The organism is Desertihabitans brevis (assembly GCF_003327535.1).
Classification (GTDB): Bacteria; Actinomycetota; Actinomycetes; order Propionibacteriales; family Propionibacteriaceae; genus Desertihabitans; species Desertihabitans brevis.
On record NZ_QOUI01000006.1, the window covers coordinates 95297 to 115061 of the forward strand.

Below are 19765 nucleotides of genomic sequence, written 5' to 3' on the forward strand. Positions count from 1 at the left end.
TCCTCCTGGTGGTCGGGGGCTAGGACGGGTCAGCGGTCGGGTGGGCCACCTCGACGACGGCCTTGACGAAGCCGGGCGGCTTCTCGACCGCGGTACGGAAGGCGGCGTCGATGTCGGCGAGCTCGAAGCGGTGGGTGACGAGCGGGTCCATCCGCAGCTGGCCCGAGGCGAGCAGTGCCATCCCGACGTCCATCCCGCGCATGATGGTGCGCACCTCGCGGAAATGGGCGTTGACGAGGTCGAACGCCATCCAGTTCCAGTGCTCCAGCGGCACCCGGCGGGGTTCGCCCTGGTGGAAGCCCACCAGCACCAGCGAGCCGCTCATCCGGGTGACCTCGCCGATCGTCTCCAGCGCGGCCTGGGTGCCGGTCACCTCGAAGGTCGTGTCGGCGCCGGCGCCGCCGGTCACCTCCGCCACCGCCTGGTCCAGCGGCTCCTGCCCGACGTCGACGGTTCGGGTGGCGCCCAGCCTGGACGCCAGCGCGAGCGCGTCGGGGCGGGTGTCGGCCACCACCACGCTGCGGGCGCCGCGCAGCGCGACCAGCTGGGTCACCAGCAGCCCCATGAACCCGGCTCCCACCACCACCACGTCGTCGGCCAGCCGGACGTCGGCCAGCTCGACGGCGTTGGCGGCGCAGGCCAGCGGCTCGACCAGGCCCAGCGTCGGGGGCACCTCGGGAGGCAGCCGGCGGCAGTAGCTCGCGTGCACCCGCACGTACTCGGCGTAGCCGGAGCCGGTCGTCCACACGGCGACCGCCTCCCCGGGCGTCCACCCCCGCACCTGGCTCCCGACGGCGGCGACCCGACCGGCCACCTCGTGCCCGATCCGGTCGGGGTAGGAGCCGGAGCGGCCGGTCCAGTGGCTGAGCTCGGAGGCGCAGACACCGCACGCGGCCACCTCGACCAGCACCTCGTCGGGTCGCGGCTCGGGCACCGGCACGTCGAGCACCTCGAAGCGCCCGGCAGCCTGCAGCTCGGCCAGTCTCATGCCGACCCCTCCCCGAGCTCCCACACCACGACGGTGTAGACCCCGGTGCGGGGGAGCTCGACGCACAGGTGGTCGCCCTCGCGGCGGACCGGCACCACCAGGTCGGCCTCACCCGGGCGGACGACCCGCGCCCGCCGGGCGGTGCGCAGGTGCGCCGGCACCCGGACGGCGAGCGCGACGTCGGTGTGGCCCGGGACGGCGTCCACCCGCTCGTCGTAGCCGTGGTCGACCAGGTGGCAGGCCAGGCTCCCGTCCGCGAGCAGGTGCAGGTTGACCGCCAGCGGGGCGCCGAGGCGGACCTGCGGCCCGTCCGGCTGCATCGCCGCGGTGTCGTCGAGGGCAGCGCGGGAGAGGGACGGGTGCCTGCGCAGCGCCTCGGTGCGGGCGTCGGGGAGGTTGCGCGCCGGCTCCTCGGTGACCACCACCCGTCCGCCGCCGTCGAGGTAGCCCACGAGCACGTCGACCTGCTGCTCGGTCAGCCACCAGCACCCGGGCAGCACGACCACCCGGTAGGGCGCCAGGTCGGCGGCGACCAGCCGGTCGGCCTGCAGCTCACCGTCGGTGGTCACGACCACGTCGAACGGCACCCCGGCCTGGCTGAGCGCCTCGGTCGTGACCCGGTACGGCACCACCACCGAGGTGTCGCGGGCGTTGCGGAGGTTGTCGCTGGCGTCGGCCCGCGCAACCAGGTCGCGCAGGCTCGGGACGCTGTGCACGACCGCCAGCTCGTTCCCGCCGACCGCGCCCGAGCGGAGCCCGTCGGTGGCGGCCACGAAGTCCTGCACCTGCACCAGCAGCTCGTGCGGGGCCCAGAAGGAGTCCTCCAGGGTGGCTCCCATCCACGAGCCGTAGGGGACGGTCATGTTCACCCCGAAGGCGGCGGCCTCCCACAGGCTGAGCCGCATCAGGTCGTGGCCGCGGCCCTGCGACAACGCCGTCACCAGCTCCGGGACGACCCCGCCGTAGGGGTTCTCGACCACCACCACCTCCTTGCCGCCGACCAGCCGGGCGAAGCCGGCCGCGTAGCGGTACCACTCCGGCTGCCGGTAGGTGGTGTTGCGCATCTCGGTGACGATGAGGTCGACCTGCTCGGCCAGCGGGAGGTAGTGGGCGTCGAGGTTGAAGAAGTTGCCCGAGACGAGCACCTCACGGCCCCGCTCGCGACCGTAGGCGCGGGCGTGCTCGGCCAGCTCGGCGAAGTGGGTGGCGATCGCGCGGCACTGGAAGGCGTAGTACTCCCCGAACAGCGGCGCGTCCTTCTGGTCGGTCCGGAAGTCGTGGCCCCGCTCCAGCAACCACGGCCCGTACTCGAAGGTCGCCAGGTCCACACCGTCCAGCTCACCCGGACGGCGGTCGGCCGGCAGGGCACGCAGGTGCTCGCGGAAGCCGCGGGTGCAGTCGCGGCAGAAGCAGGCGCCGTACTGCATGGCCCCCATCGGCAGCTCGGCCTCGTCCAGCTGGACGCCGTCCACCCCGGCGTCGACCTGGATCCTGATCACGGCCTTGAGGTACTCCCGCCACACCGGGTTGTTGCGGTCCATGTAGAAGCACTGGTGCTCGCGGTCGGGGCACTCCACCCAGCGGGCGTGGCAGGGGTTGCCGTGGATGTCGCGGGCCACGCACTCCTCGATGAGGTCGGTCACCGGTTCCCCGTCGCTGTTGACCAGCCCGTCGGGGAAGTAGGTCGAGACCGACGGCCACAGCCGCGGGTAGCGGTCGGAGGAGAACTCCCGCAGCCCCAGCCAGCCGCGCCGGCCCACGCCGCGGAGCTCGTTGAGCGCCAGCACGGTGGTCTCGTCCTCGTCCAGCTCGACGGGGAACTCCCAGCCCTGGGCCTCGAAGACGATGCCCAGCACCTTGATCCCGCGGGCCTGGCAGGCGGCGATGAACTCGGCGTCGTTGACGAACCCGTAGAAGCGGGCGCGGGCGCCGACGTCGCCGAAGGCCTCCTGCTCCAGGTAGGGCAGCGAGAGCGAGCCCCCGCCCAGGGCCGACCACACCAGCACCGTGGCCCGGTAGTCGACCAGGTCGTCGACCATCCTGAGCCGCCGTGGCGGCAGGCTCGGGTGGTAGCAGTGCTGGCGGGGGTACCACGCGTCGAAGTAGACACCGCGCTCCACGGGGCGGACCTCGTCTCTGGCTGGTCGGTCGGGCGCTGGCCGGGTCAGACGTTCTCGTAGCGGTTGCCCGCGCGGTCCTCACCGCGGGCCAACCAGATCTTCCAGCCGGCGTTCTGCTCCACCGGCAGCACCCGCACCGAGGCGGGGAAGTAGCGCATGGTGTAGCCGGTGCGTCGGATGCTGCTGGTGTTGGGTTTCGCGCCGTGCACGATCCGCCCGTCGTGCAGCGAGAACTCCCCGCGGCGCAGCTCGAAGTCGACCGCCCGGCTCTCGTCGACCCCCTCCAGCTGGGCGTGGAAGGTCTGCACGCTCATGTCGGTGGCCACGTAGCCCTCGGAGAAGCCGCCGCCGAGGTGGGAGCCGGGGACGACCCGCATGCAGCCGTTCTCGCGGTTGCTGGGGCCGAGGGCGAGCCACACCGTGACGATCCGGTCGTAGCCGCTGAGCCGGCCGTTCCAGAAGGCGGAGTCCTCGTGCCAGGGGGTGGCCCGGCCCGTGAAGGGGTCCTTGGAGATGAAGTGGCTGGTCCACAGCGCGATGTCGGGCCCGACCAGCGGCTCGACGGTGTCCAGGACCTCCTCGCTGAGCAGGAACTCCAGCAGCCTGGGGTCGCGGAAGTGCGGGGTGTCGAGCTCGTCGGAGAGCTTGGCGCCCTTGTCGGCGAGGTGCTCGTCGAAGATGGCCTCGAGGGCGTCCAGCTTCTCGGGGGAGAAGAGCTGGCGCTGCGGGAGCAGGTAGCCCTCGCGGCGGAAGCGCTCGACGTCGATGTCGGTGGTGCTGGTCATCGGTGGTCTCCGTGGTCGGGTGCGGGTCTACTTCTGCAGGTGCCGGACGAGCTCGGCGAAGAGGTCGAGGTCGGCGACGAAGTCCTCGGCGCTGGTCTTCGGGGCGCGCCCGGTGGTGATGCAGGCGTGGAAGTCCTCGAGCTCGTAGGTGTAGGGGTCCTTGAGGTGGGGGCGGAGCACCGAACGGGTGAGCGCCTCGCCGTCGGTGCGCTCCACGTGCAGCGTGGTGGGGAGGTGGCGGACGTAGGGGGTGTCGTACTGCACCCGCAGGCTGGCGTGCTGGCCGAAGACCTCCAGGTGGGCGTCGAAGCGGACCTGCTCGTCGACCCCGGTCTCGTAGGAGACGACGTGGTCGCCGTAGTCGAGCAGGGCGGCGATCCAGCCGCCGTCGCGCCACATCCGGGCCGCGTGGACGCCCGCGGGCGGGCCGAGCAGCTCCCGCATGGCCGACAGGTCGTGGCTGCCGAGACCGCAGAGCAGGCGGTAGGCCCCGGCCAGCGGAGCCGGGACGTCGCCGATCGCCTCGGTGACCAGCCGGCGCCCGCGCTCCCAGCGCTCCTCCAGGGCCGCCCGGCCCAGGTCGGTGGGGCGGATGACGTGCGAGGTCTGGTCGACGATGAGCTGGTTGCGCCCGATCACGTCGTGCACCCGGGCGAAGGTGATCCCGCCGAGCTCGGGCAGCAGCGCCTTGGCCTCGAGGAAGGCCGGGGCGAAGCGGCGCATGTAGCCGACCATCAGGGTCCGCTGGCTGCGGTCGCGGGCCTCGATCACCCGTTCGGCCTCCCGGGGCGAGAGGCACATCGGCTTCTCCACCAGCACGTGCAGCCCGTGCTCGAGCGCCTCCACCGCGCACTCGGTGTGGTACTCGTCGCTGTTGAGGACGAGGACGGCGTCCAGGTCGCCGGCGCCGATGAGCTCCGTCGCGGTGGCGTGGCGGTGCGGCACCCCGAAGGCGTCGCCGACCTGCTGGACCAGGGTGGGGGAGAGGTCGCAGACCGCGCGCACCTCGAACAGGTCGGGCAGCGAGGCGAGCACCGGCAGGTGCACGACCTGGGCCACCTCGCCCAGGCCGATGACGCCGACGCGCAGCACGGGTCGCGCGGCGCCCTGGTCCGCGACGGTGGCGCTCACCGGCGTCCCGCCGTCCAGAGCGGACGGCGGCGGCGGGCCGCGCGCAGCCCGCGGCGCAGGGAGCGCAGGGCGGGCTTGGGTCGGAGGTCCTCGTCCCAGGGCAAGGGGCGACGGGCGGCGCCGTCCTCGCGGGGGTAGTCCTCCTCCAGCCAGGTGTGGCGGTCCGACAGCCCGAAGGTCAGCACCGCCTTGACCGCGTGGTGGTCGAGGGTGGCGTCGAGGTAGCGGGCGTAGACGTCGGCCACGGCCCGGTCACGCGTGCTGACGTCGGGCGGCAACCCGTCGTCGAGCACGTCGAGCTCGGTGACCAGCACCTCCAGCCCGCGGTCGGCGACCTCGCTGAGGAAGCGCCGGTAGGCGCGGGGGTCGAACCGCTCGGCGAAGTCCTCGGCCAGCAGGTGGGCCTGGACCCCGAGCGCGTCGACCGGGGTGCCCTGGGCGAGCAGGGTGTCGATCACCTGCAGCGTCGCGAGCTGGCGGTCCCGCGGTTGGTCGCCGTACTCGTTGACCGTCTCGAACCCGAACTCGTTGAGCACCAGGGTGGCCCCGGGATCGCGGTCGCGGGCTCGCTCGAAGACCTCGCGGACGTAGGAGCGTCCGATGGTCTGGTACCAGGGGACGTCGGTGCGGAAGCCACGGTCGCCCTCGGGGTCGGTGACCTCGTTGGCCGCGATCCAGCCGGCCACCCGGCCGCGGTAGCGCTCGACCATCGCGTCGGCCGTGCCGTGCAGCAGGGTCCGCGCCTGACGGCGGGTCAGCCCCCACAGGTCGTCCTCGGCCCAGCCGTCGCCGAAGCCCTCGTCCCACACCAGGTGCGCGGCGACGACCAGCTGGCGCTGCTCGGCGGCCCGGGCGAACAGGGCGTCGGCGTAGCTGAAGTCGAGGGGGGCCTGCGGCGTGGGCTTGAGCTTGTACCAGAGCAGGTCGTCCTCGGTGAACAGCACGGCGGCCTGCTCGTCGACCAGCCGGCTGTAGGCCTCGTCCTCGAAGAGCCGCGTGGAGGCGGCGGTGCCGAAGGCCAGCCCGCGGTCGGCGGCCAGCCGCCACAGCGGGACGCCGGCGGCCTCCGCCGGGTCGTGCCGGGGAGTGGCGGTGGAGACGGTCGGGGCGAGGACGGTGCCGCCGGCCAGGGCCGCGGCACCGGTGAGGAGAGTCCGTCGCGGCAGCGCGCCGCCGGTCTGGCCGGGGCGGGTCGTGGCCGCCGAAGGCTCGGTGCCGATCCGGGTGCCAATCGATTTGCGCCAGTGCATGGCAGGGACGCTAGCGCGTCGTCGTCGGTGTTGGGAAGAGGTCGAGCTGTTCGGGTCCACGCGGTCGCCGGGGATTCGTCGGCACAGGGCGCCCGGGCCCTCAGCCGGACTCGCGCACCACCAGCCGGCAGGGCAGGCTGACCGTGCGGCGCGGGCCCTCGACCCCACGGACCAGCCGGTCCTTGAGCAGGTCCCCGGCGGCCCACCCGCTCTGGTAGGCGGGGTTGACCACCGTGGTCAGCGCGGGGCTGACCATCGCGGCGGCCTCGATGTCGTCGAAGCCGACCAGGCGGACGTCGTCGGGGACGCGCAGGCCCAGCTCCCGGGCGGCGTCGAGGGCGCCGATGGCCATCAGGTCGTTGGCGCAGAAGACCGCGTCCGGACGGGGGTCGCGCCGCATCAGGCGGGTCATCGCGACCCGCCCGCCCTGGCGGGTGAAGTCGCCGGGTACGACCAGGTCGTCGGCGGGCTCGAGCCCGTGGTCGCGCAGCGCCTCCTGGTACCCCTCGAGCCGGTGGCTGGCGGTCGCCCGGGAGCCGACGACCATCGCCACGTGCCGGGCGCCGCGGGCGAGCAGGTGCTGCACGGCCGCGTAGGCCCCCTCGCGGTCGGCGGGCAGCACCCCGTCCACCGACACCTCCTCCAGACCGCCGCCCACGGTGACCAGCGGTGGCCAGTCCGGCCCCACCGCCAGCTCACCGGTCGCCCCGGCCGAGGAGATGACGATGCCGTCGACGCCGCGGGCGACGGCGTCGGAGAGGAAGAACTGCTCGCGGGCGGCCGAGCCGTCGGTGTTGCAGACGTAGCTGCCCCACGGGGCGCCGAGTGCGTCGGCGAGACCGCGGGTGAGCTGGCCGTAGAACGGGTTCGTGATGTCGGGGACGACGACGGCCACGACCTGCGAGCTGCCCATCCGCAGCTGCCGGGCCACCCGGCTCGGCCGGTAGCCCAGCTCCGCCACGGCGTGGCGCACCCGCTCCTGGGTGGCGGCGGCGACCGGACGCTTGCCGGTGAGGACGTGCGAGACCGTCGTCGTGCTCACCCCGCTGGCGCGGGCGACGTCGGCGATGGTCACACGGGCCGTGCTCGGCGGGGTGCTGGTCAGGTCGGGCCTTTCCGGTGCGGGCGGACGGTGTCCACGCGGGGTGCGCTGCTCCGACGGGGCCGGCCCGGTCGGGTGGGTCCGCGGCCGCGTGCCTGCCCGGGGTCGCACGCCTCCGACCGGGGTCGTGGGGGTGCGGCACCGGAGTGCGCGGAGGCAGCGTAACTGCTGACGGCCACAGGTCAACCCGTCGGGCCCCTGGCGCCGGCGACCGCTCGGTGGTTGAGTGCCAATCGATTGGTCGAGAGCGCGGCACGGACGGCGGGGAGGGTGGGATGGACCTGGACGAGGTCGAGCGGGCGCTGGTGGTGGTGGCGCACTGCGACGACGCCGAGTGGATGTGCGGCGGCACGGTCGCCCGTCTCACCGAGCGGGGTGCGCGGGTCGACTACGTGGTCGTCACCGACGGGGCGAGCGGAGGCGTCGACCTCGGCGTCAGCGACGCCGACCTGGCCGCGACCCGAGCCGCCGAGCAGCGGGCGGCCGCCCGCGTGCTCGGTGTGTCCGAGGTGGTGCTGCTGGGTCGCCACAACGACGAGCTCCGGGTCGACGTCGCCCTCAAGCGCGACATCGTCCGCGAGATCCGGCGGTCACGGCCGCAGCTGGTCCTCACCATGACCCCGTTCCGCGACCTGGACGCGCCCCTGGAGTGGTCGCACGGCGACCACATCGCGGTGGGGGAGGCGACGCTGCAGGCGGTCTACCCCGAGGCGATCATGCCCCGCATCCACCCCGAGCTGGCCGGGGAGGGTCTGCAGCCGCACACCGTCTCGGAGGTGTGGTTCCCGGTCGGTCGCGGGGCCGACCGGTACGTCGACGTCACCTCGGAGGCGCAGCGGAAGATGGACGCGGTGTGGTGCCACCACAGCCAGAACGGCGAGGCCCGCGGTGACCGGGACTGGCTGTTCGGCGAGCGGGTCGAGCCGCCGATGCTTCGGGCCGGGGAGCGGGTCGGGGTCCGGTACGCGGAGGCCTTCCGCCGGGTCGCCGTGCCGGGCTGAACGCCGGGACCGGCCGGTCCCTGCCGCTCCACCGGGGTCTTGACAGCCCGGGAGCGGTGTAGCAGTGTCCGCAGCGGGACCCGGAGCCAATCGATTTGGACCGACGCTGACGTGGGGTCCTGACGACCCGAGAGGCAGTTCGATGAGGAACTGGAGAACGTCCCGCACCCTGAGTGTCCTCGCCGCGGGGACCGCGCTCACCCTGCTGGCCGCCTGCGGCGGCGGGGGTGGTGGACCGGCGGGGGGTGGGTCGACGGCCAGCGGGCCGGTGCCCGAGCCCGCCGAGCCCGTCACCATCACCTTCTCGTCCTGGGTGGGTGAGCAGGACGGCATGAAGCGGCTGTACGCGAAGTTCCGCGAGCAGCACCCGAACATCACCGTCGAGTTCCAGAACGTGCCCGCGGAGGAGTCGGAGAAGAAGCTCACCACCCAGATCGCCGGCGGCAACCCGCCCGATGCCGCGTACGTGGACGCCGGCACGGTCGCCAACTTCGCCTCCCGCGGGGCGCTGGTCAACCTCGACAACTACATCAGCCGCAGCGAGGTCGTCAGCGCCGACGACTACGTGCCCGCCTTCAGGGCCTTCACCGAGGTGGAGGGTGGCATGCACGGGCTGCCCTTCGACGGCGAGTCGACCGGGCTCTTCTACCGCACCGACCTCTTCGAGGAGGCCGGCATCAGCGAGCCGCCGGCCACCTGGGAGGAGTTCGAGGAGGTCTCGCAGAAGCTCACCGACCCGGCAGCCAAGCGGTACGCCTTCCCGGTGTTCGCACCGGAGGCCGAGTACTACTTCTACCCCTGGCTCTGGCAGAACGGCGGCACCCTGCTGTCGGAGGACGAGCAGACGATCCTGTTCAACGCCCCGGAGGCCAAGGAGGCCGCGGAGTTCTACGTCGGGCTCACGCAGTACGCGCCGCCGGACTACCTCAACTCCAACTCCTACGACGCGCGGCTGGCCTTCGCCAACGGCCAGGTGGGCATGTACATGGCCGGCGCCTGGTTCGCCGGCGTGCTCGACGAGGAGTTCCCCGACCTCAAGGACAAGTGGGCCAGCGCGCCGCTGCCGGAGGGCAAGGCCGGCTGCGCGACCACCATCGCCGGCGACGCCCTGGTGATGTTCGCCCAGGGCGAGGAGCAGGACGCCGCCTGGAAGTGGCTGGAGTTCCTCTCCGAGCCCGACAACATGGCCGAGTGGACCTTCCGGTCCGAGGGCACGCTGCTGCCACCGCGGCAGTCCCTGCTCGACTCGCCCGAGCTGGTTGAGACGAAGCCGGTGCTGCAGACCTTCGCCGACCTGATGGAGTGCGGGGTCAACTACAACATCACCGATCCGGCCTGGCCGCGGATCAGCGAGGAGCTCAACACCCAGCTCGGCAGCGCGATGTACGGGGAGCAGACCGCCTCCCAGGCGCTCGACAACGCCGCCGCGGAGGCGGAGAAGCTGCGCTCGTGACCACCGCGACCGCACCCGCCACCACCGTCGGCCGGCACCGGCACGGTCTGTGGTGGCGGGTGCGCCGCAACGGCAGCGCCTACGGCTTCCTGGCCGTCCCGCTCCTGCTGTTCATGGTGTTCACGGTGTTCGCGCTGGTCTTCGCCTTCTACCTGACCTTCCACGAGTGGAGCATCATCGAGCCCGAGCGGCCCTTCGTCGGGCTGCAGAACTACTCAGACATGCTGGCCGACGAGAGCTACCTGCGCTCGATCGTCAACACCTTCTACTTCACCGGCGTCTCGGTGCCGGTGACGATGGCCATCGGGCTGCTGGTGGCCCTGCTGCTCAACCTGCCGCTGCGGGGGCGCGGCATCATCCGGACGCTGTACTTCCTGCCCGTGGTGACGCCCTTCGTGGTCATCGCGATCGTCTGGAAGTGGCTCTACAACGGCGACTTCGGCCTCTTCAACTACTACCTGATGCAGACCGGCATCATCGAGTCGCCGCTGCTCTTCCTGGCCGACCCCGACCTGGCGATGCCGTCGGTCATCGCGATGAGCATCTGGTCCGGCGTCGGCTTCTCGATGGTGATCTACCTGGCGGCGCTGCAGGCCGTCCCGTTCCAGCTGTACGAGGCCGCGCGCGTGGACGGAGCCACCCGGCTGCAGCAGCTGTGGCACGTCACCATCCCCCAGCTGCGCCCGACGACGGTGTTCCTGCTCGTCATCGGGATCATCAACTCCTTCCAGGTCTTCACCCAGATCTTCATCATGACCAGCGGCGGACCGGTGGAGCGGACGACCACCGTCGTCTACTTCATCTACAACGCGGCCTTCAAGTTCTACGAGTTCGGCTACGCCAGCACGCTCGCCTTCGGGCTGTTCGCCCTGCTGTTCGTGTTCACCCTCGTCCAGCTGCACCTGTACCGGAAGGGGGAGCAGTGAGCACGACCACCGCCCCGCAGCCGCCCCAGCCCGTCGAGGTCGTGACCGCGCTGCCCGACCCCGGCATCCCGCCGCGGCGACGGCGTCGCACCTGGCTGTGGCTCGCCTACCTGGTGCTGGTGCCCGGGGCGCTGCTGTTCGTCGCCCCGTTCGCCTGGCTGGTCAGCGCGTCGTTCCAGCGCATCGGCGACATGTTCTCCTACCCGCCGCAGTGGATCCCCCAGGATCCCTCGCTCGACGGCTACCGGCAGTTCCTGGGCATCGGGCAGGAGTTCGCCGGCGGCCCGCAGGCCTGGCGCTGGTTCCTCAACAGCGCCTTCGTCGCCACCTCGGTGACGGTGCTGCAGCTGTTCTTCAACTCCCTGGCCGCCTACGTCTTCGCCAAGCGGCAGTTCCCCGGACGCGACCTCATCTTCGCGCTGTTCCTCATCACGATGATGATCCCGGGCCAGATCACGCTCATCCCGAACTACCTCGTGCTCAAGCACGTCCCGCTGTTCGGCGGCAACGACATCTTCGGCCAGGGTGGGTCGGGCTGGCTGGACTCCTACTACGGGCTCATCCTGCCCGGGGCGGTGAGCGCCTTCGGCATCTTCCTGCTCCGCCAGTACATGGTCTCGATCCCCGACGAGCTGCTCGACGCCGCCCGGATCGACGGGGCCTCGGAGCTGCGGATCTACGCCCGGATCGTGCTGCCGCTGTGCCGACCCGCGCTGGCCGCGACCGGCATCTTCACCTTCCAGGGGGCCTGGGAGGACTTCTTCTGGCCGCTCATCATCGTCAGCAGCCCCGACAAGTACACCGCCCCGCTCGGTCTGGCGCTGTTCGTGGTGGAGAACCGCACCCAGTGGGACGTCCTGATGGCGGGCTCGGTCATCGCCTCGCTGCCGATGATCGTCGTGTTCATCATCTTCCAGCGCCAGTTCATCCAGGGCATCGCCGTCAGCGGTCTGAAGGGCTGACGTGGTCGCGGGGGAGGCCACGTCAGCCCGGGTGGAGCGGCTGCTCGCCGACTCCGGTGGGGTGCTCGCGCTCGAGCCGGCGTGGGTGGCCCGGGACTTCCTCCCGCCGGGACGCCGGCTGGGGCTGCCCGGGGACGACTACGACCGCGGCGAGCGCGGTGCCATCTGCGAGCGCTGGCTCGCCTCCACGACACCGGCCGACAACCGGGTCGGCGTGCCGGACGAGGGCCTGTCGGCCGTCGTCACCGACGACGGGGCGCCGCTCCTGCTGGCCGAGGCCGTCCGCGCCGCACCGCAGCTGGTGCTGGGGACCGACTACGCCCGCACCCACCCGCAGGGACTGGGACGGCTGGCCAAGATCTTCGACTACGCCGCCCGGCTGCCGTTCCACATCCACCCGCCCGAGCACTATGCCGCGCTGGTGGGGCGGCGTCCCAAGGACGAGGCCTACCACTTCCTCGACGGGGCCGACCTCGGCGCCCACCCCGAGACCTTCCTCGGCGTGCACCCGACGGTGGCCACGGGGCTGCGGGAGGAGGCGCTGCTGCCCTACCTCGTCGACTGGGACAGCGACCTGGTGCTGCGGACGTCCTCGGCCTACCTGCAGGTGCCCGGGGATGGGTTCTGGGTGCCCTCGGGGGTGCTGCACGGTCCGGGCACGGCGCTCACCCTGGAGCTGCAGGAGGACTCCGACGTGCTGGCCATGTTCCAGGCCCTCAACGCCGGGCGGATCATCAGCAAGGAGCTGCTGTTCAAGGACGTCCGGCCCGAGGACCGGCGCCGTGACGGCGAGCGGTTCCCGTTGGGCTTCGTCGACTGGGAGCGCAACGGTGCGCCGGACCTGTACCGGCTGAGCCACCTCTCGCCGCGGCCGGTCGGGGCGCCGGTGCCCTGGGGTCGGCGGGAGTGGGTGTTCCACGGCAGCCCCAAGTTCAGCGGCCAGCGCATCACGGTCGAGCCCGGACAGGTCGCGGAGCTGGTCGAGCCCGGCGTCTACAGCGTGTTCGCCTGGGCGGGGGAGGGGGTGTGGGCGGGTCACCGGCTGCGGGGTCGGCGTCCCGGTGAGGACGAGCTGGTCGTCGTCCACGACACCGCCGTCCGTGGGGTGACGGTGCGCAACGAGGGGCCGACGCCCTTCGTGGCCTACCTCTTCTCCGGCCCCGACCTGCACCCGGAGGTCGTCGGGTGAGCGACTGATCGCCTTGCCCCCCGCGCGGCCCCGGACCGTGCGGGTCGCCACCGGTCCGCACCCGCTCAGCCGCGTCCGGTGCGCCCGGCCCGGGTGCTCGGATCCTCCCCGACGGTCATCGGCGGGACGTGCTCCAGCCGTCCGGCGAGCCCGGCGGCGACCGAGCTGAGCCGGCCGGCGACCCGGGAGACCCGACCCTCGCGCCGGCGGCTGGTGCGGTCCAGCGCGTCACGGGAGCGGTCCAGCACCGTCAGCGGCAGGGCGGCGACCGCGTTACCGGGCGGACGGCGGGCCACCACCGGGTGCGGCCGGGTCGGCGCGATCCGGCGCACCGCCTCCCACATCAGCCCCATCCGGACCAGCTCGCGGCGTCCGACCCGCTCCTGCAGCCGCGGCAGCATCTCGTCCTCCTCGTCGCGGACGTCCTCGCGCAGCAGCGCCACGATCCGCGGCCACAACTCTTCGTGGCGCCCGTCGCCCGGTGTGGTCCGCTCCAGCTGCGACCACAGCTCGTTGATCTCCTGGTGCTCCTGCTCCACCTGCAGGGTCAGCTCCGGGCCCTCCGGCATCACCCGGCGGATCACCGGCCACAGCACCGACTCCTCGGCGAAGGCGTGCGGGAACACCAGCCGGGCCAGGTCCTCCAGCAGCTCCAGCCGCTCCCGGCCGGTCGAGGCGTCGATGGCGTGCACCAGCCGGTCCAGCTCCTGGTGGTCGCGCTGCTGGCGGACCAGGACGCTGCGGGAGCCTCCCAGCTGCCGTTCGGTCTGGCGGGCGATGGATGTCGGCACGGTTCCTCCTCGGGTGGCTGGGCACCCCCTGTACCCGCCGGCGCGCGTCCCAGCGGGGACAGTGGGGGGTGCGGACCGCGCGGACCTGGGTTAAGGTGCTGGACGTGGCACGGATGCTCCTCCTCACCTGCCGCAGCGAGGCTCAGTCCCTCTGACCGGCCTCCTCGCTGCGGAGTTCGTCGTGCCGTCACCACGGACCACCTGAGGAGTCATCCCGCATGAGCACCACACCCACCCGCAGCACCCGCGTCCAGCCGCGCCCCGTGCAGCAGCCCAGCCCGATGCCGTTCGGCCGCTACCGCGCCTTCGAGCCGGTCGACGTCCCCGACCGCACCTGGCCCACCCGCAAGATCACCGCCGCCCCGCGCTGGCTGTCCACCGACCTGCGCGACGGCAACCAGGCCCTGATCGACCCGATGACCCCGTCGCGCAAGCTGCGGATGTTCGAGCTGCTGGTCCGGATGGGCTACAAGGAGATCGAGATCGGGTTCCCCTCGGCCAGCCAGACCGACTTCGACTTCGTCCGGCAGCTGGTCGAGGAGGACCGCGTCCCCGAGGACGTCACCATCTCGGTGCTGACCCAGGCCCGGGAGGACCTGATCGAGCGCACCGTCGCCTCCCTGGTCGGCGCCCACCGGGCCACCGTGCACCTGTACAACGCCACCGCCGAGCTGTTCCGCCGGGTGGTGTTCAAGATGAGCGAGGCCGAGTGCATCGCGCTGGCCACCCGCGGCACCGAGCTGGTGATGAAGTACGCCGAGGAGAAGCTGGACGGGGTCGAGTTCGGCTACCAGTACTCCCCGGAGATCTTCACCCAGACGCCGACCGACTTCGCGATCGAGGTCTGCAACGCCGTCAGCGCGGTCTGGCAGCCCGGGCCCGACCGCGAGATCATCCTCAACCTGCCGGCCACGGTGGAGATGTCGACGCCGAACACCTACGCCGACCAGATCGAGTACTTCGGCCGCCACATCGACGCCCGCGAGCACACCACCATCTCGCTGCACCCGCACAACGACCGCGGCACCGCGGTCGCGGCCACCGAGCTGGCGCTGATGGCCGGCGCGGACCGGGTCGAGGGCTGCCTGTTCGGCCACGGCGAACGCACCGGCAACGTCGACCTGGTCACCCTGGGCATGAACCTGTTCAGCCAGGGCATCGACCCCCAGATCGACTTCTCCGACATCGACGAGATCCGCCGCACCGTCGAGTACTGCACCAACCTGCCGGTGCACCCGCGCCACCCCTACGCCGGTGACCTGGTCTACACCGCCTTCTCCGGCTCCCACCAGGACGCCATCAAGAAGGGTCTGGAGGACCTCGAGCGCCGCGCCGCCGCCGAGGGCACCGACGTGCACACCATCGCCTGGGAGGCGCCCTACCTGCCGATCGACCCGCACGACGTCGGCCGCTCCTACGAGGCCGTGATCCGGGTCAACTCCCAGTCCGGCAAGGGCGGGATGGCCTACCTGATGAAGAGTGAGCACCGCCTCGACCTGCCCCGACGGCTGCAGATCGAGTTCTCCCGGGTGGTGCAGCAGCGCACCGACACCGAGGGCGGGGAGGTGACCGCCGAGGTGCTGTGGGACGTCTTCCGCGAGGAGTACCTGGAGCCGGCCGGACCGCTCGCGCTGGGTGAGGTGGCGGCCCACTCCGGCGGTGACGCCGAGGACCAGCTCACCGTCAGCGTCCACCACGAGGGCGCGCTGCGCACCGTCACCGGTGAGGGCAACGGACCCGTCTCGGCCTACGTGGACGCGCTGTCCGGGCTGGGGCACCGGGTGCGGGTGCTGGACTACTCCGAGCACGCGCTGTCGGCGGGCGGGGACGCCCAGGCCGCCTCCTACGTGGAGTGCGAGGTCGGCGAGCCGGACGAGGCCGTGGTGGTGTGGGGCGTCGGCATCGACGCCAACACCACCCGGGCCACCCTCAAGGCGATCAACGCCGCGGTGAACCGGGCCTCGTGACCACCGGGACGGCCACGCCCCGGCCGCGTCGGCTGGCCGGCGGGGCGGGGGCGGCCGTCCTGCTCTCCACCGTGCTGGCGGTGGTCGGGCTGGTGGTGATGGACGACCGCACCGGAGGACTGGGGCTGGCCGTGGTGCTCGTCCCGGTCGGGCTCGTCGCCGTCGCCGTCGGGATCGCGGGCTGGGCCCTGCTGCGGGCCACCACGGCCCCGGTCGGCGCCGCCCGGACCGTCCTCGGGCTCGTGCTGGCCGCCGGTGCCGTGGGGGTGCTGCTGCTCATCGCCCTCAGCGGGTTCTCGGCCCAGCCCGGCACCGGCGCCTGACCCCGCTGGAGTCCCGGGCAGCGGAGCCGAGCCCAAGGTTCTGAGCTCGCCGAAGGGCGATCAGCCGCGGGCGGCACGCACCTCGTTGGGCACCGCGCCGCCGTAGCGCCGGTCCCGGTCGGCGTACATCTGCACCGCCTGCCACAGGTCACGGCGGTCGAAGTCCGGCCACAGCCGGTCCAGGAACACCATCTCGGCGTAGGCCGACTGCCACAGCAGGAAGTTCGAGGTGCGCTGCTCCCCGGAGGAGCGCACGAACAGGTCCACGTCGGGGATCTCCGGCTCGTCGAGGAACTGACGGAACCGGTCCTCGGTGAGCCGGGAGGGGTCGAGCCGGCCCTCGCGGGCCAGCTCGGCGATGCGGCGGGCGGCGTCGACGATCTCGGCCCGCCCGCCGTAGTTCACGCAGAACTGCAGGGTGAGCACGTCGTTGTCGCGGCTCTGCTCCTCGGCGGTCTCCAGCTCGTCGATGACGCTCTTCCACAGCCGCGGCCGCCGGCCTGCCCAGCGCACCCGGACGCCCATCGCGTCCAGCTCGTCGCGGCGGCGGTGGATGACGTCGCGGTTGAAGCCCATCAGCCAGCGCACCTCGTCGGGCGAGCGGCGCCAGTTCTCGGTGGAGAAGGCGTAGGCCGACAGGTAGCGCACGCCGATCTCGATCGCCCCGGCGATGGTGTCGAACAGCGACGCCTCCCCGCGGGCGTGGCCCTCGGTGCGGGCGAGCCCGCGCTGCTTGGCCCACCGGCCGTTGCCGTCCATGACGATGGCCACGTGCTGGGGGAGCCGGTCGGCGGGGATCTCCGGCGGCCGCGCGCCGCTGGGGTGCGGGTCCGGGCCGCGGCGCGGCGGCCGGGGTGCCGGGGTGCGTCGTCTGCGGGCCACGGGCGCACCCTACCCAGCGTCGCCGCCGTCCGGACGGCCCCCGCCGGGCTCAGCGCGGGCTGCGCGGCCTCCTCGGCGGTGAGCGGCCGGGCGGTGGTGATGCGCCCGGCCTCGAGCGGAGGTGTCCTGCCCACGTTCTCACGGACCTCCGCCCCGCGTGGGCAGGGGGTCACGACGGCGCCGCGGAAAAGCCGTGGCCGGGTGCGGCGGCGTCCGTCCAGGATGAGCCCGTGAGCACTCCTGGATTCCACCTGGCCCGGGTGCGGGCCGCCGACGACGCGGCGCTGGACCGCGTCCTCGACCAGCTGACCGCGGTCGCCGACGCGTGCGCCCTCGACCTCTACGGCCACACCGACCTGGTCGAGACGGCGGCCTCGGTCCGGGTCGCGCTGCTGGACGCCACCGACTACGCCAACGTGCACCTGGTCGCGGTGCTCGGCGGGGCCCCGGAGGGGGAGCGGGACGAGCGCGGTCTGCCCTACGCCACCGGCGAGGGGGAGGTGGTCGGTCGCGGTGAGCTGGGTCTGCCGGTCAACGACAACACCGCGCTGGCGGAGATGTTCGTCGAGGTGGTGCCCGCGCACCGCCGGCGGGGCATCGGCTCGGCGCTCGCGCAGACGCTGCTGCAGTACGCCGAGGACGCCGGACGCACCACCGCCACCTCCTGGTCGGGTCACCGCGACGAGGCCGGCGAGCAGGACGAGGCGCTGACCGCCCCGACCGGGGTGGGCTCCCTGGCGGTGGCCGACCCCGCGGTGCGTTTCGCCACCGGCCTCGGGTTCGTGCTGGAGCAGACCGAGCGGCATTCCCAGCTCGACCTGCCGGTGGAGGCGTCGGTGGCTGACCCGCTGCGGGAGATGGCGCTGGCTGCCTCCGACGGCTACGAGGTGCTGTCCTGGCAGGGAGCGACCCCGCCGGAGCACCGCGAGCAGATGGCGCGGCTGCACCAGCGGATGAGCGTCGACATCCCCACCGCCGGGCTCGACATCGAGGAGCAGCGGTGGGACGTCGAGCGCGTCATCCGCTCCGACGAGCGGATGGCCCGCCGCGGCTACGTCGTCTTCACCACGGTGGCCCGCCACGTCGCCAGCGGCGAGCTGGTCGCCTTCACCGTCCTGTTCGGGCCGCAGGAGAAGCCGGAGGTGGTCTACCAGGGCGACACGCTCGTGCACGGCGACCACCGCGGGCACCGTCTCGGGTTGCTGGTCAAGCTGGCCAACCTCGACCTGCTGCTCCGCGAGCGTCCCGCCAGCCGTCGGATCCACACCTGGAACGCGGGGGAGAACCGCTGGATGCTCGCCATCAACGTGGCGATGGGCTTCCGGCGGGTCGCCACCGAGGGGGCCTGGCAGCTGCGGCTGAGCCCGCGGTGACACGCCGGGGACGATGAGAGCCCCTCTCATCTGGCGTTGTTAGCGTCCGGGCCACGTCGTCCTCCTGGCGCCTCCGGTGCGCCGGGGCGACCCGGACGGAGGTGACCAGATGCCCGGCCCGCGAGGTGCCCGTGCCGTCCGCCGCCTCGGTGCCCGCGTGCCCGGGCTGGTGCTGCTGGTCCGGCAGGTGCGGGCATGGGTGGGCGAACCCGAGACGCTGCGGGAGGTCGCGGCCGAGGCCCGGTTGCTGCTGCGCGACCCGCGTCCGCGGACCAGCCTGGCCGAGGTGGAGGAGCTGGTCGCCGTCGCCGAGCGGGCGCACCGGCTCGGGCTGCAGCAGTGGGCGGTGGCGCTGCTGCACCACCCGGCGCTGGTGCCACGCTCGCCCCGGCCGGTGGTGCTCGCCCGCCGCCGGCTCGCGGCCGGCCGACCGGTCCACCCGACCGCGGTGCGGCGGGCCTTCGAGCGGCTGGCCGGGCAGGCTCCGCGGCGCTGGCTGGAGGAGCCGATCGCGGTCGGCTCGGGCTCCGACGTGGAGGCGGTGGTGCGGCACCGGGTGCCCGGCGCGGACGTCCGCACGGTGCTGGACGGCCCGGGCCGGACCCGGCCGCTCAGCCTGGTCCGCAAGACCCTGGCTGGGCCGGTGCCGCGCGAGCTGTTGGCCTACCGCAGCGGCCTGCTGGAGGGCGGCGAGCGCTACCGCCCCTCGCGCCTGCTGCACGCCGAGCCCGACGGCGCCGACCGCTGGCACCTCTTCCTGGAGGACCTGGGGGAGGTCCGCCCGTTGCAGGACCCGGCCGAGCTGCTGCTCGCGGCCCGCGCGCTGGGAGAGCTCAACGGCCGTCGCCTGGTGCCGGCCGGGGCCGCGGGCGACCTGCACGACGAGCACCCCTGGCTGGCCGAGGTCGGCCGGTGGACGCTGCCTCCCTTCGCCGAGCTGCGCCGCCGCGCCGGGGTGCTGGCCGGCCGGGTGCCCGGGGACGTCCGGCACCGCTGCGCCGACCAGCTGGCCGCGCTGGCGGAGGCCGAGGACGAGCTGACCCGCCAGGTCGCCGGTCTGCCGCTGACCACCAGCCACGGTGACGCCACCCGCTCCAACCTCGCGGTGCGTGACGGCCGGCTGGTGCTGTTCGACCTCACCGCGGTGCAGCTGACGCCGGTCGGACGCGACCTGGCCGACCTGATCGGGCTGCCCAACCCGGTGCTGGGCCGCGAGCCCGGACTGGCCGGGGACTGCCACCGCGCCTACCGCGACGGCCTGACCGACGCCGGGGTGCGGATCGGGGAGGACGAGGTCGGTCTGGCGGTGCGCAGCCGGTTCGTCCGCAAGGCGTACTGGTGGCTGCTGATGACGATCCCGCGGCGGCTGCCCGCCGGGGCCGGGTCGGAGGTGCCCGAGCGTCGGCGACAGAACATCGTCGCCGATCTGCAGCGGGTGGCCGCGGAGGCCGAGCTGCTGCTCGACGCGCTGACCAGGCCCGGTGCGTCCTCCCGCGGGCGGCAGCTCACGGTCTGACCCTCG

The 19765-nt window shown here is 73.0% G+C and carries 17 protein-coding genes; 9 read left to right on the forward strand and 8 right to left on the reverse strand.

Features of this window, described 5'->3' with window-relative positions; all coding sequences use genetic code 11:
* Positions 1–19: 19 nt before the first annotated feature.
* From DT076_RS10775 to DT076_RS10800, 6 genes are all read right to left on the reverse strand, one after another.
* On the reverse strand, positions 20–988 hold the full coding sequence (locus DT076_RS10775; protein ID WP_114126687.1) for a zinc-binding dehydrogenase: 969 nt from the start codon (positions 986–988) through the stop codon (positions 20–22).
* Positions 985–3108, reverse strand: coding sequence for a hypothetical protein (locus DT076_RS19405; RefSeq protein ID WP_158548108.1), 2124 nt, complete (start codon positions 3106–3108; stop codon positions 985–987). Before DT076_RS19405 ends, DT076_RS10775 begins: the two co-directional genes overlap by 4 nt.
* A 44-nt stretch (positions 3109–3152) precedes the next feature.
* Positions 3153–3893, reverse strand: coding sequence for a phytanoyl-CoA dioxygenase family protein (locus DT076_RS10785; RefSeq protein WP_114126688.1), 741 nt, complete (start codon positions 3891–3893; stop codon positions 3153–3155).
* 27 nt (positions 3894–3920) lie between these two features.
* Positions 3921–5024: a Gfo/Idh/MocA family protein gene (locus tag DT076_RS10790; protein WP_114126689.1), complete on the reverse strand. Its 1104-nt coding sequence runs from the start codon at positions 5022–5024 to the stop codon at positions 3921–3923.
* Positions 5021–6274 (reverse strand): endo-1,4-beta-xylanase, encoded by a 1254-nt coding sequence (locus DT076_RS10795; RefSeq protein ID WP_114126690.1) that lies wholly within the window; start codon positions 6272–6274, stop codon positions 5021–5023. The genes DT076_RS10790 and DT076_RS10795 overlap by 4 nt, the downstream gene beginning before the upstream one ends.
* Positions 6275–6374: 100 nt before the next feature.
* The gene (locus DT076_RS10800; RefSeq protein ID WP_147264124.1) at positions 6375–7349 is read right to left on the reverse strand and encodes a LacI family DNA-binding transcriptional regulator; all 975 of its coding nucleotides are present in this window, start codon (positions 7347–7349) and stop codon (positions 6375–6377) included.
* Positions 7350–7651: 302 nt separating this feature from the next.
* Between DT076_RS10800 and DT076_RS10805 the strand changes: the two genes are divergently transcribed.
* The 5 genes from DT076_RS10805 to DT076_RS10825 all read left to right on the forward strand — a co-directional run bounded on the left by DT076_RS10805 (position 7652) and on the right by DT076_RS10825 (position 12907).
* The gene (locus tag DT076_RS10805) at positions 7652–8377 is read left to right on the forward strand and encodes a PIG-L deacetylase family protein (RefSeq protein WP_114126692.1); all 726 of its coding nucleotides are present in this window, start codon (positions 7652–7654) and stop codon (positions 8375–8377) included.
* A 142-nt stretch (positions 8378–8519) separates the two neighbouring features.
* Positions 8520–9830: an ABC transporter substrate-binding protein gene (locus DT076_RS10810; protein ID WP_114126693.1), complete on the forward strand. Its 1311-nt coding sequence runs from the start codon at positions 8520–8522 to the stop codon at positions 9828–9830.
* The gene (locus DT076_RS10815) at positions 9827–10756 is read left to right on the forward strand and encodes a carbohydrate ABC transporter permease (RefSeq protein ID WP_114126694.1); all 930 of its coding nucleotides are present in this window, start codon (positions 9827–9829) and stop codon (positions 10754–10756) included. Before DT076_RS10810 ends, DT076_RS10815 begins: the two co-directional genes overlap by 4 nt.
* Complete coding sequence (locus tag DT076_RS10820) at positions 10753–11718, forward strand: carbohydrate ABC transporter permease (protein ID WP_114126695.1); 966 nt, start codon at positions 10753–10755, stop codon at positions 11716–11718. Before DT076_RS10815 ends, DT076_RS10820 begins: the two co-directional genes overlap by 4 nt.
* Position 11719: 1 nt before the next feature.
* Positions 11720–12907 carry a cupin domain-containing protein gene (locus tag DT076_RS10825; protein WP_147264125.1) on the forward strand — a complete coding sequence of 396 codons (1188 nt, stop codon included), beginning with the start codon at positions 11720–11722 and terminating at the stop codon, positions 12905–12907.
* Between the two features lie 65 nt (positions 12908–12972).
* On the opposite strand, the gene DT076_RS10830 is transcribed toward DT076_RS10825, so the two are convergent.
* Positions 12973–13698, reverse strand: coding sequence for a hemerythrin domain-containing protein (locus DT076_RS10830; RefSeq protein WP_114126697.1), 726 nt, complete (start codon positions 13696–13698; stop codon positions 12973–12975).
* Positions 13699–13916: 218 nt separating this feature from the next.
* Between DT076_RS10830 and leuA the strand changes: the two genes are divergently transcribed.
* Both leuA and DT076_RS10840 read left to right on the forward strand, forming a co-directional pair.
* Entirely contained in the window at positions 13917–15665 is a 1749-nt protein-coding gene (leuA, locus tag DT076_RS10835; protein WP_114126698.1) for a 2-isopropylmalate synthase, read from the forward strand.
* On the forward strand, positions 15662–15988 hold the full coding sequence (locus DT076_RS10840) for a hypothetical protein (protein WP_114126699.1): 327 nt from the start codon (positions 15662–15664) through the stop codon (positions 15986–15988). Before leuA ends, DT076_RS10840 begins: the two co-directional genes overlap by 4 nt.
* 60 nt (positions 15989–16048) lie before the next feature.
* Here DT076_RS10840 and DT076_RS10845 read toward each other — a convergent pair whose 3' ends face one another.
* Entirely contained in the window at positions 16049–16870 is an 822-nt protein-coding gene (locus tag DT076_RS10845; RefSeq protein ID WP_114126700.1) for an isoprenyl transferase, read from the reverse strand.
* A gap of 230 nt (positions 16871–17100) precedes the next feature.
* Between DT076_RS10845 and DT076_RS10850 the strand changes: the two genes are divergently transcribed.
* Together DT076_RS10850 and DT076_RS10855 are read left to right on the forward strand one after the other, a co-directional pair.
* The gene (locus DT076_RS10850; protein ID WP_158548109.1) at positions 17101–18243 is read left to right on the forward strand and encodes a GNAT family N-acetyltransferase; all 1143 of its coding nucleotides are present in this window, start codon (positions 17101–17103) and stop codon (positions 18241–18243) included.
* Positions 18244–18352: 109 nt separating this feature from the next.
* Positions 18353–19759, forward strand: a complete 1407-nt coding sequence (locus DT076_RS10855) for a hypothetical protein (RefSeq protein WP_114126702.1) — start codon at positions 18353–18355, stop codon at positions 19757–19759.
* Positions 19760–19765 lie beyond the last annotated feature (6 nt).

Coding starts and splice junctions, on each gene's coding strand:
- leuA (WP_114126698.1), top strand. CDS start 13,917: ATGAGCACCACACCCACCCGCAGCACCCGCGTCCAGCCGCGCCCCGTG.
- DT076_RS10775 (WP_114126687.1), bottom strand. CDS start 988: ATGAGACTGGCCGAGCTGCAGGCTGCCGGGCGCTTCGAGGTGCTCGAC.
- DT076_RS10810 (WP_114126693.1), top strand. CDS start 8,520: ATGAGGAACTGGAGAACGTCCCGCACCCTGAGTGTCCTCGCCGCGGGG.
- DT076_RS10785 (WP_114126688.1), bottom strand. CDS start 3,893: ATGACCAGCACCACCGACATCGACGTCGAGCGCTTCCGCCGCGAGGGC.
- DT076_RS10855 (WP_114126702.1), top strand. CDS start 18,353: ATGCCCGGCCCGCGAGGTGCCCGTGCCGTCCGCCGCCTCGGTGCCCGC.
- DT076_RS10795 (WP_114126690.1), bottom strand. CDS start 6,274: ATGCACTGGCGCAAATCGATTGGCACCCGGATCGGCACCGAGCCTTCG.
- DT076_RS10805 (WP_114126692.1), top strand. CDS start 7,652: ATGGACCTGGACGAGGTCGAGCGGGCGCTGGTGGTGGTGGCGCACTGC.